Source organism: Microcoleus sp. bin38.metabat.b11b12b14.051, assembly GCF_013299165.1.
In the GTDB taxonomy this organism is placed as follows: Bacteria; Cyanobacteriota; Cyanobacteriia; order Cyanobacteriales; family Microcoleaceae; genus Microcoleus.
On the sequence record NZ_JAAFKD010000003.1, the window covers coordinates 388,297 to 400,907 of the forward strand.

Below are 12,611 nucleotides of genomic sequence, written 5' to 3' on the forward strand. Positions count from 1 at the left end.
GGCTAAAATCTCATCTATATCAAAGTCCAGAAACCGGATTCAGCCTTAAGTTGAGATTCTTTGGGAGTTGCAGGCTGCGATCGGATTTGCGTCCTATAATTAAAAGAACAGACCGATCGGGCGATCGTAGTCGCCGAACTGCCAGCACCTGCGCCAGCACACCTTCGGAACCAGCCAAAAAATCAAGCAACATCTCAAGTTTACACGTTCAAACTTACACATTAAAAGAAACTTGGAACCTCAGCAATTTGGCAATAGCTGTCAAGTCAATTCTAGGAGTCAAAAGTGTAGGGGATTTACCCTGAAGCACAAACAGATCGAAGCTAAAAGCAGCTCTTTCGCAGCCAAAATCCGCACAAAAACAATGCGAGCAACCATAAAAAATAACCGTTGCAGCACTGGGCAGGCGATCGATAATATCATATAAATTCTCTCACACAATTCATCAAAAAAACGCAACAAGGTAAAAACGCCAAGCCTTGGCGCCATGTAAAAAGCTAGAGCCACTGCGGAAAAAGGAAACCCATGACCACTAAAGATTACACAGAATTCGCCTTCACCTTGCCCGACCTGATCGAAATCCAGCGGGCAAGTTTTCGCTGGTTCCTAGAAGCCGGACTGATCGAAGAACTCGACAGCTTCTCCCCGATTACAGACTACACGGGAAAACTGGAACTCCACTTTATCGGCAAAGACTTCAAACTCAAGCGCCCGAAATACGACGTAGACGAAGCCAAGCGCCGGGACAGCACCTACTCGGTGCAAATGTACGTCCCTACCCGCCTGATTAACAAAGAAACAGGCGAAATCAAAGAGCAAGAAGTCTTTATCGGCGATTTGCCTTTGATGACCGAACGCGGCACTTTCATCATCAACGGCGCGGAACGAGTGATCGTCAACCAAATCGTGCGATCGCCCGGCGTATACTACAAATCTGAAACCGACAAAAACGGGCGCCGCTCCTACAACGCCAGTCTCATCCCCAACCGCGGCGCGTGGCTAAAGTTCGAGACCGACAAAAACGATTTAGTGTGGGTGAGAATCGACAAAACCCGCAAACTCTCAGCCCAAGTGCTGCTCAAAGCCCTAGGCCTGACAGACGGCGAAATCTACGACAGCCTGCGCCATCCCGAATACTTCCAAAAGACGATCGAAAAAGAAGGACAATTCGGCGAAGAAGAAGCCCTAATGGAGCTCTACCGCAAACTGCGACCGGGCGAACCCCCCACCGTAGCCGGCGGCGAACAACTCCTCAATTCGCGATTTTTCGACCCCAAACGCTACGATTTGGGTCGGGTAGGCCGCTACAAACTCAACAAAAAACTGCGGTTGACAGTTCCCGACACGATGCGGGTACTGACATCCCAAGATATCTTGACCGCGATCGACTACTTGATCAACCTTGAATTCGACATCGGCTCCACCGACGACATCGACCACTTAGGAAACCGCCGCGTCCGCAGTGTCGGCGAACTGCTGCAAAACCAAGTCCGCGTCGGTTTGAACCGCCTAGAACGGATTATCCGCGAACGGATGACAGTATCCGACGCCGACTCGCTGAGCCCCGCATCTTTGGTCAACCCCAAACCCCTGGTAGCAGCAATCAAGGAATTCTTCGGTTCCTCCCAGCTATCCCAGTTCATGGATCAAACCAATCCCCTAGCAGAACTGACCCACAAACGCCGCCTGTCCGCCCTCGGCCCCGGAGGCTTGACTCGGGAACGCGCCGGTTTCGCCGTGCGGGACATTCACCCGTCCCACTACGGCCGGATTTGCCCGATCGAAACACCAGAAGGCCCCAACGCCGGACTGATGGGCTCTTTGGCAACCCACGCCCGCGTCAACCCCTACGGCTTCATCGAAACCCCATTCTACCCAGTCGAAAAAGGACAAGTATTGCGGGACAAAGCCCCCGTATACATGACAGCCGACGAAGAAGACGACTTGCGCGTCGCCCCCGGAGACATCAGCCTCGACGAAAACAACAACCTCTTGGGCGAAACCGTAGCCGTCCGCTACCGCCAAGAATTCACCACCACCACCCCAATGCAGGTGGACTACATGGCGATTTCACCCGTGCAAATCGTCTCCGTCGCCACATCCCTGATTCCGTTCCTGGAACACGACGACGCCAACCGAGCTCTGATGGGCTCCAATATGCAGAGACAAGCCGTGCCGCTGCTCAAACCCGAACGCCCCCTCGTGGGTACCGGCTTAGAAGCTCAAGCCGCCCGAGATTCCGGGATGGTGGTAGTTTCTCGCATCGACGGCGAAGTGATATACATCGACGCTACCCGGATTATTGTCAAGCCCATGGCGGCAGATGCCGAGTCGAATTCCAGCGAAGAACATTTCCTAATTCGCGAATACGACGAGCTCAAAACCAGACAACCCTCAGTGTGGAGGCAAAAATATGCAGGCTGCGTCGAGCACGAACTGCAAAAATACCAGCGCTCCAACCAAGATACCTGCTTGAACCAGCGTCCCCTAATCTATGAGGGCGATCGCGTCGTAGCCGGTCAAGTGCTCGCCGACGGTTCCTCCACCGAAGGGGCAGAACTAGCTTTGGGTCAGAACATCATCGTTGCTTATATGCCTTGGGAAGGCTACAACTACGAAGATGGAATCCTGATTAGCGAACGCTTGGTGTACGAAGACGTATACACCAGTATCCACATCGAAAAATACGAAATCGAAGCCCGCCAAACCAAACTCGGCCCCGAAGAAATCACCCGCGAAATACCCAACGTCGGCGAAGACGCGCTGCGCCAGCTAGACGAACAGGGCATCATCCGCAAAGGTGCTTGGGTAGAAGCCAGCGACATTTTGGTCGGGAAAGTCACGCCCAAAGGCGAATCTGACCAACCACCAGAAGAAAAACTGCTGCGCGCAATCTTCGGTGAAAAAGCCCGCGATGTCCGCGATAACTCTCTCCGCGTCCCCAACGGCGAAAAAGGCCGCGTCGTAGACGTGCGGGTGTTTACCCGCGAACAAGGCGACGAACTGCCCCCCGGCGCCAACATGGTAGTCCGCGTCTACGTAGCCCAAAAGCGCAAGATTCAAGTCGGCGACAAAATGGCCGGCCGCCACGGTAACAAAGGTATCGTATCCCGGATTCTGGCGATGGAAGATATGCCCTACTTACCCGACGGTACCCCAGTTGACATCGTGCTCAATCCTTTGGGCGTACCGTCGCGGATGAACGTCGGTCAAATCTTCGAGTGCTTGCTGGGCTGGGCGGGTGAAAATTTGTCAATGCGCTTTAAGATGGTGCCGTTTGATGAAATGCACGGGGCCGAGAAGTCGCGGGAAACCGTTCACGGCAAGTTGCAGGAAGCCCGCGAAAAAACCGGCAAACCTTGGGTATTTAACGAAAAAACCCCCGGCAAAACCATCGTCTACGACGGCCGCACCGGCGAAGCGTTCGATCGCCCCGTCACCGTCGGCATCGCCTATATGCTCAAACTCGTCCACTTAGTAGATGATAAAATCCACGCCCGCAGCACCGGCCCTTACTCGCTGGTAACGCAGCAACCTCTGGGCGGCAAAGCACAGCAAGGAGGACAACGGTTCGGGGAAATGGAAGTTTGGGCTCTCGAAGCCTTCGGCGCCGCTTATACTTTGCAAGAATTGCTGACTGTCAAGTCAGACGATATGCAGGGTAGAAACGAAGCTTTGAATGCGATCGTCAAAGGCAAAGCCATCCCCCGCCCCGGTACGCCGGAATCTTTCAAAGTGCTGATGCGAGAGTTGCAATCTTTGTGCTTAGACATTGCCGTCCACAAGGTCAATACCAACGAAGAAGGCAGCGAACACGTAGAAGTCGATTTGATGGCAGATGCAGGTGGGCGGCGATCGCCCTCCAGGCCTACCTACGAATCGCTTTCGCGCGACGAAGACGAAGATTAGAGATTGCAGATTTTAAATTTTAGATTGTTTTACAGCATTCAATCTAAAATTTAAAATCGACAATCTCACATAAAAATGCCTCAACAGTGTTCGTAGCACTGTTGAGGCGAATCAACGCTCTAACAAGGAGATGCGCTGACATGACTATTGTAACAGTTATCCCCGGAATTCAAGGAGAATTAGACCTGGAGACAGGCTGTATTAATTGGCAAGGCAGTAAGTATGGCAACGGTTACGGGCGCAAATGGCTCGATGGCAAAACGTTATTAATCCACCGATTAGTCCTCGAATCGAAAATAGCAGGATTCCTCGATTCTCGTTATTTTGCTTGCCACACCTGCGACAATCCAAGCTGCATCAACCCGGAACATCTCATCGCTGGATCGGCTGCTGAGAATACCGGACAGATGATGGAGCGCGATCGCAAAACTCCCAGACGCAAAAGTATTCCGGGAATTGATAAACTGTCGATCCAACAACTGCGAGAAATTCAGACTAAATATTTATCGGGAAAAATCAAGAACCACCTAGCAAAAGAGTATGGGGTACAACATGAAACTATTACTAAGATACTTCAGACAAATATTCCCGATAACTTCACCACAGTTTCCCCACGCTTTCTAGGAGAAATTCAAGACAATGGCTGCATAATGTTCCAAGGCCCAAAAGATGGTGCTGGCTATGGCAAGTATTTTACAAAAGAGGGAAAACAGGCAACAGTTACTCGTGCTGTTTTAGCAGAGAAATTAGGATATGAACTTCCTACTTATATGGATGCTTGCCATACCTGCGACACTCCGAGTTGTATTAATCCAGAACACCTCTGGGCTGGTACTCGTTCTCAGAATTTATTAGATGCTTCCAAGAAAGGACGCACGCAAGGAAAAAGTCATCCTCTTTCCAATGCCAAATTAGACTGGGAACAGGTGCGAGAAATTCGGCAAAAACTAGCAGCAGGAGAGAGAATGAAGGATGTAGCTGAAGCATACAGTGTCGGTCGCAAAACTATACACGATATTAAATATCACGTCACTTGGAAGCAAGAAGGCGAAGAAGTTCCGATAACTCGTATGGGGGGATCTATCGATCGCAAGCTGACATTTGCTCAAGCACAGGATGTGCGAGAACGAATTAAAGCCGGAGCATCCATTGCTAAAATCGCTGGAGAATTTGGAGTATCCAGTAGTGTAATTTATGACATAAGAAATTATGTCACATATAAAGGAGTATGACATTGATTTAGTCGTTAAACAATCAATCAAAAAAGATAAATCACAGCCAATAATTTCTAGTAAATCGTCAATTGGAGTCAAGAATGGCTAAGATCGAACAAAGATTTGATTACGTAAAGATTGGGTTAGCTTCACCAGAAAGAATTAGACAATGGGGAGAAAGAACTTTACCCAATGGTCAGCTAACTGGCGAAGTTACAAAACCCGAGACGATCAACTATAGGACATTAAAACCTGAAATGGACGGCTTGTTTTGCGAGCGCATTTTTGGGCCTGCAAAAGATTGGGAATGTCATTGTGGTAAGTACAAAAGAGTTCGGCATAGAGGTATTGTTTGCGAGAGATGCGGTGTAGAAGTCACTGAATCTCGCGTCCGCCGCCACCGGATGGGATTTATCAAACTAGCAGCTCCAGTAGCTCACGTTTGGTATCTCAAAGGCATCCCGAGTTACATGGCAATTTTGTTAGATATGCCGCTGCGCGATGTCGAACAAATTGTTTATTTCAACGCCTATGTTGTGCTGAATGCTGGTAATGCAGAAAAGCTGCAATACAAGCAATTGCTCACAGAAGATGCTTGGCTGGAAATAGAAGACGAACTTTACAGCGAAGATTCCACGCTGACGGGCGTAGAAGTAGGAATTGGTGCAGAAGCTTTGCAAGTTTTGCTGCAAAACATTCCGCTAGAAAGTGAAGCTGAAAAGCTGCGGGAAGATATTGCTAATGCTAAAGGTCAAAAACGGGCGAAGTTGATTAAACGCTTGCGGGTAATCGACAACTTTATCGCTACCGGTTCCCATCCCGATTGGATGGTGCTCAACGTGATTCCGGTGATTCCGCCGGACTTGCGGCCGATGGTACAGCTAGACGGTGGACGTTTTGCAACGAGCGACCTCAACGACCTCTACCGGAGAGTCATCAACCGCAACAATCGCTTGGCGAGACTGCAAGAAATTCTGGCGCCGGAAATTATCATTCGCAACGAAAAGCGGATGTTACAAGAAGCCGTGGATGCGCTGATTGATAACGGGCGTCGGGGCCGGACTGTGGTGGGCGCAAATAACCGTCCGCTGAAGTCGTTGTCAGACATTATTGAAGGGAAACAAGGTCGTTTCCGGCAAAACTTGCTCGGGAAACGGGTTGACTACTCTGGACGATCGGTAATTGTTGTGGGGCCGAAACTGAAAATTCATCAGTGCGGTTTACCGAGGGAAATGGCGATCGAGCTTTTCCAACCTTTCGTCATCCACCGCTTGATCCGCCAAGGACTCGTCAACAACATCAAAGCTGCCAAAAAACTGATCCAGCGCAACGATCCCAGCGTTTGGGACGTGCTGCAAGAAGTGATTGAAGGACACCCCGTGATGCTGAACCGGGCCCCGACGCTGCACCGTTTGGGAATTCAAGCCTTCGAGCCGATTTTGGTAGACGGGAGGGCGATTCAGCTTCACCCGCTAGTCTGTCCGGCTTTTAACGCTGACTTTGACGGCGACCAAATGGCCGTGCACGTGCCTTTGTCCCTGGAATCTCAGGCGGAAGCGCGCTTGCTGATGTTGGCTTCTAACAACATTATGTCGCCAGCAACCGGCAGACCGATCGTCACTCCTTCTCAAGATATGGTACTCGGTTGCTATTATTTGACAGCCGAAAATCTTGATGCTCAAAAAGGAGCAGGCCACTATTTCTCTAACCTTACCGATGCTGTCGTAGCTTACGAACAAGGGGTCATTAACTTGCACTCATACGTGTGGGTGAGGTTCCAAGGCGCTATAGAAAACATAGAACCCGAGGGAGAACCTCTGAAGACGGAGCGATCGACTGACGGTACTGTGACCAAAGAATACAAGTTCCGCCGGGTTCGGGAAGACGCAGAGGGTAAGTTGATCACTCAATTTATTCGTACTACTCCGGGCAGGATTATCTATCACCAAACGATCGAATCGGTAATCAACAATTAGGAAGTCTGGGACAGTTGACAGTTGACAGTTGACAGTTGACAGTTGACAGTTGACAGTTGACAGTTGACAGCGAACTCTATCAGGCAGTAATGAGGATTGGATTAATGAATAATCTGAATTGAATTTCTCAAGATAAGAGAGAGGCTTTCAACCAATTCTTTCGGGTGAAAAATGAAAATCGATTGCTAATAAATAATGGCGCTCGAACCAGAAAAAAACACCCAGCAAATTGCCAACTACCAATTTAGATCGTGTCCGGTCGATTAGCAGCATCTAAAAAACGGCTCGTAGTGCGGACTTCAGTCCGCTCTAAACCAGAGAACTGGAGTCCGCACGCGCGATCGAATCTTACTGCGGTTAGTCGATCGGACACGATATTAGCAATTACAACAGCAGAAATACCAATTACACTTACCAGCCCAAAAAAATGACAGAAAAAAAAGAAATTGTTTTTCGCAATCGAGTTGTTGACAAAGGTCAGCTCAAAAAATTAATCTCTTGGTCTTTCATGAACTATGGAACGGCCCGCACGGCGCAAATGGCAGACAAACTCAAAGACTTGGGTTTCCGCTTTGCAACCAGAGCAGGAGTTTCAATTAGTGTAGACGACCTGCAAGTACCGCCCATCAAACGACAACTGCTCGAAGCAGCCGAAGAAGAAATCCGAATCACCGAACAGAAATACACCAGAGGCGAAATCACCGAAGTCGAACGCTTTCAGAAAGTAATCGACACCTGGAACAGCACCTCAGAAGACCTCAAAGACGAAGTAGTCAAAAACTTCCGAGCCACAGACCCCCTCAACTCGGTATATATGATGGCCTTCTCCGGCGCCCGGGGCAACATCTCCCAAGTGCGGCAACTCGTCGGAATGCGCGGATTGATGGCAGACCCCCAAGGCGAAATCATCGACTTGCCAATTAAAACCAACTTCCGCGAAGGACTCACCGTCACCGAATACATCATCTCCTCCTACGGCGCGCGCAAAGGCCTCGTAGACACCGCCCTCCGCACCGCCGACTCCGGCTACCTCACGCGCCGCTTAGTAGACGTATCCCAAGACGTAATCGTGCGGGAAGTAGACTGCGGCACCCAGCGCGGAATTCGCGTCCGCCCCATGACCGACGGCGCAACCGTGCTGATTCCCCTCAAAGACCGCCTTCTGGGCCGCGTATTTGCCCAAGACGCGGTGCACCCCAAAACAGGCGAAATCGTATCCTACGGCAGCGAAAAAGCCGTCCGCAACCAGCCAATTACCGAAGAACTCGCAGGCGAAATCGGCAAAGCCGGAGTCGCAGAAGTCTACCTGCGATCGCCCCTCACCTGCGAAGCCACCCGTTCCGTCTGCCAGTGCTGTTACGGCTGGAGCCTCGCCCACTCCAAAATGGTAGACATGGGAGAAGCCATCGGGATTATCGCCGCTCAGTCGATCGGCGAACCCGGAACCCAGCTCACCATGCGAACCTTCCACACAGGCGGCGTATTTACCGGAGAAGTCGCCAAACAAGAACGCGCACCATTTCCCGGCACCGCCAAATTCAAAAACCTCCGCACCCGCGCCTTCCGCACCAGACACGGCGAAGAAGCCCTCGTCGCCGAAAACAACGGCAAACTCGTACTCGAGGGCGACGGCTATGAAGAAGGCAAATCCGGCGCCAAAAATCAGAAACTCAAAGTAGAATTCGCGATCGCCCAAGGCTCAACAGTCATGGTCAAAGACGGACAGCACGCCATCACCAGTCAAATCCTCGCCGAAGTCCCCATCATCGGCCGCGCCGCCCGCAAAACCACAGAAAAAGTCACCACCGACGTAGCCTCCGACCTCGCCGGCGAAGCCAAATTTGCCGACCTCGTACCCGAAGAAAAAACCGACCGCCAAGGCAACACCACCCGCACCGCCAGCCGGGGCGGGCTGATTTGGATACTCTCCGGCGAAGTCTACAACCTGCCCCCCGGCGCCGAACCGGCCGTCAAAAACGGCTCCCGCATCGCCGCCGAAAGCGTCATCGCCGAAACCAAACTGATCTCAGAACACGGCGGCGTCGTCCGCATCGCCGACGAACGCGAAATCGAAATCATCACCGCCCAAGTCCTGCTCGACCAAGCGATCGTCCGTGCCGAAAGCGCCGGTGGCCGCGAACACTACGTCATCGAAACCTCCTCCAACCAGCGGTTCTCCCTCAAAACCGCCCCCGGCAGCAAAGTCATCAACGGCGAAGTAGTCGCCGAACTCCTCGACGACAGCTACCGCACCGCCACCGGAGGCATCGTCAAATACGCCGGAGTCGAAGTCCACAAACGCGGCAAAGCCAAACTCGGCTACGAAGTCGTCAAAGGCGGCACCCTGCTGTGGATTCCCGAAGAATGCCACGAAGTCAACAAAGACATCTCCCTGCTCCTAGTCGAAGACGGCCAATACGTCGAAGCCGGAACCGAAGTCGTCAAAGACATCTTCTGCCAAACCAGCGGCGCCGTAGAAGTCACCCAGAAAAACGACATCCTCCGCGAAATCGTCATCAAACCCGGAACCCTCCACGCCGTCGATCGCCCCCCGCTCACCCTAGGCGAAGGACAAATAGTCAACGCCGGTCAAGAAATCGAACCAGGCTTAATTGCCGAAGAATTGGGCTACGCCGAATACATCGAAACCCCCGAAGGCCCAGCCCTACTGCTGCGCCCCGTTATCGAATTCCCAGTCCCCGACAAACCGCCCGTACCTTCCCAGACAGCCCTCAACGAATCGATCGCCCTCAAAGCAGTCCAGCGCCTCCCCTACAAAGACGGAGAGCGCGTCAAATCCGTCGAAGGACTCGAACTGCTGCGGACTCAGCTCATTCTCGAAATCGGCTCCGGAGCCCCCCAACTAGCAGCAGACATCGAACTGTTGCCCGACGAATCCGACACCGACGACGAATTCGCCGAAACTGAAGCAGCCGATGCAGCCAACAGCGATCTAGCATTAGTCGAAGGCCAGGGCGATCGCACCTCCAAAGCCTTCCGCTTGCAGCTAGTAATCCTGGAATCGCTAGTCATCCGCCGCGACGTATCCGCAGACCCCACCCAAGGCAGCACCCACACCAGACTTTTGGTAGAAGACGGACAGTCGATCGCCCCAGGCGCAGTCGTAGCCCGCACCGAAATCCTCTGCAAAGAAGCAGGCATCGTCCGCGGCATCCGCGAAGGACAAGGCGAACCCGTCCGCAGGCTCCTAGTCATGCGCTCCGCCGACTCCATCTCTGTTTCCGTCGCCAGCACCCCAGAAGTCAGCCCAGGTCAGCTCCTAGTAGCCGGAACCGAAGTCGCCCCCGGCGTCATCCTCGAAGAATCCGGTCAAGTCGTCAAAGTCACGCCCGCATCCGACACCGAACCCGCCCAAATCCTGCTGCGAGTAGCCCGCCCCTACCGCGTCTCCGCCGGAGCCGTACTCCACGTAGACGACGGCGACCTCGTACAGCGCGGAGACAACCTCGTCATCCTCGTCTTCGAGCGCGCCAAAACCGGAGACATCATCCAAGGCCTACCGCGGATTGAAGAACTCCTCGAAGGACGCAAGCCAAAAGAAGCCTGCATTCTCGCCAAACGCCCCGGCACCGCTCAAGTCGCTGTAGATGACGACATTGTAGAACTCGCCGTAGTCGAAGACGACGGCCGCATCGAGCAATATCCCTTGTTACCCGGTCAAAACCCCATCGTCTCCGACGGACAGCGCGTCGGCGTCGCCGAAGCCTTAACCGACGGCCCCGCCAACCCCCACGAAATTCTCGAAGTATTCTTCCAAGTTCTCAAAGAACGCCAGCCTACCTTCGAGGCAGCCTTGGAGAGCTTCCAGCAAGTGCAGACCTTTTTAGTCAACGAAGTGCAATCCGTCTATCAGTCTCAAGGCGTAGATATTTCCGACAAACACATCGAAGTGATTGTCCGCCAGATGACCAACAAAGTCCGCATGGAGGACGGCGGCGACACCACCATGCTCCCGGGCGAGTTAGTCGAACTGCGACAAGTCGAACAAGTCAACGAAGCCATGTCCATCACCGGCGGCGCACCCGCCGACTACACCCCCGTACTGCTGGGCATTACCAAAGCATCACTCAATACCGACAGCTTCATTTCCGCAGCTTCCTTCCAAGAAACGACTCGGGTACTCACCGAAGCTGCGATCGAAGGCAAATCCGACTGGCTGCGCGGCCTCAAAGAAAACGTGATCATCGGCCGCCTGATTCCCGCCGGCACCGGATTCAACGCCTACGAAGATGCCAGCGTCCAGGATGCCGGTTTTGACGGTGCCGTCTTTGACGACGAGCTCCAAGATTTGCAAGAAGATGTCGTGTTGGACGATCGCACAGCCCGCCGCAAGTATACGATCGAAAGCGCTTTCGAGATCGACCGCACCCCTGAAATTGAGTCCGAAGAGGATTTTGAGGAAGTTGAGGTTGATGACGACGATTTTGTCGGCTTGGCTGAGGAGGATTCTTTGGGGGCCGGCGCTGACGATGACGACGATATCGATTATGACTTCGATGAGGACGAGGACTAATTTGAAAATTTAGGCTACCGCGCAGCTAGCAGTCTTGCAAAAGCTGCGCGGTTTTTTTGCTCAACAGCAACGTACTCTCTTACGCCTTTGATTACTTGAAAATTATGATGTTGTTTTCTGCTCTTACCCGCAGAGAACTAGGGAAGCGATCCGATCGCATTTTAAACTCGCAGGATTGCTTAAACGCGCTCCTTGGTGTCTGCTGAAGGCAGAAGGCTTTTGTCTGAATGCCTCAGTTATAGCAGTGGGCCGCTTGACAGTAGACAGCTTGCGCGAAAAGCGACTTGTCCCGAGCGAAGTCGAGGGAAGTCGAAGAGTGGACAGTTGCTTCGTCAAGGAAATCAAACCGTTTCTGCTATGGGCTATAGGCTCTATTCATGAGGTTATTTATGTCCTCACCGCTGTGGCGATTGCTATAAAATTCCAGATAAATGGATAGTGCAAGAGTTTTAATTGTTTGAACTCACCAAACAATTAAAACTCTGACTAAACGTTAGGAAAATCTGACTTATTCCTAATGTTTAAGAGTTCGTTCGCTTTAGGGTAGCAAAGCTTTGATCCGATCGACAAACTCTTGATGATCTACTACAGGTTTGGAAATGTAACCGTCTGCACCGCTTTGATCTAGGAAGGTTTCTCGATCGCCAGCCATCGCGTGAGCAGTTACCAAAATAATCGGCAGCGAGGCTGTTAGCGGGTCTGCTTTCAGCAGTTGGGTAATCTTGATGCCGTCTACGGCTTTTCCCTGGTACACGCTCCGCGAAAGAGACACGTCCATTAATATCAAATCGGCTTCGCCGGATGCTGCAATCTGCATTACTTCTTCCACGTTTTCCGTATGCTTCACGGCTAAGCCACCCCGCTTAGTCAGTATTTTGGAAAAAACCCGAGCATTAACCAAATCGTCCTCTACAATCAGAACGGTTTTCATAAATAAATATGGGAAGTATGGAAACTTTGCGACTTGAGTCCAAAGAG

At 52.0% G+C, this 12,611-nt stretch carries 6 protein-coding genes; 4 read left to right on the forward strand and 2 right to left on the reverse strand.

The window, feature by feature from the left end:
* Positions 1–19 precede the first annotated feature (19 nt).
* Entirely contained in the window at positions 20–193 is a 174-nt protein-coding gene (locus QZW47_RS05990) for a hypothetical protein (RefSeq protein ID WP_293125011.1), read from the reverse strand.
* Positions 194–525: 332 nt separating this feature from the next.
* On the opposite strand from QZW47_RS05990, the gene rpoB reads away from it, so the two are divergent.
* From rpoB to QZW47_RS06010, 4 genes are all read left to right on the forward strand, one after another.
* Positions 526–3,909: a DNA-directed RNA polymerase subunit beta gene (gene rpoB / locus QZW47_RS05995; RefSeq protein WP_293125013.1), complete on the forward strand. Its 3,384-nt coding sequence runs from the start codon at positions 526–528 to the stop codon at positions 3,907–3,909.
* A 140-nt stretch (positions 3,910–4,049) separates the two neighbouring features.
* Entirely contained in the window at positions 4,050–5,141 is a 1,092-nt protein-coding gene (locus QZW47_RS06000) for an HNH endonuclease (RefSeq protein ID WP_293125015.1), read from the forward strand.
* 83 nt (positions 5,142–5,224) lie between these two features.
* Positions 5,225–7,099 carry a DNA-directed RNA polymerase subunit gamma gene (locus QZW47_RS06005; RefSeq protein WP_293125017.1) on the forward strand — a complete coding sequence of 625 codons (1,875 nt, stop codon included), beginning with the start codon at positions 5,225–5,227 and terminating at the stop codon, positions 7,097–7,099.
* 376 nt (positions 7,100–7,475) lie between these two features.
* Complete coding sequence (locus QZW47_RS06010) at positions 7,476–11,633, forward strand: DNA-directed RNA polymerase subunit beta'' (protein WP_366930818.1); 4,158 nt, start codon at positions 7,476–7,478, stop codon at positions 11,631–11,633.
* A gap of 538 nt (positions 11,634–12,171) precedes the next feature.
* Here the strand turns inward: QZW47_RS06010 and QZW47_RS06015 are convergent.
* Positions 12,172–12,564: a response regulator gene (locus tag QZW47_RS06015; protein ID WP_293125021.1), complete on the reverse strand. Its 393-nt coding sequence runs from the start codon at positions 12,562–12,564 to the stop codon at positions 12,172–12,174.
* Positions 12,565–12,611: the final 47 nt, after the last annotated feature.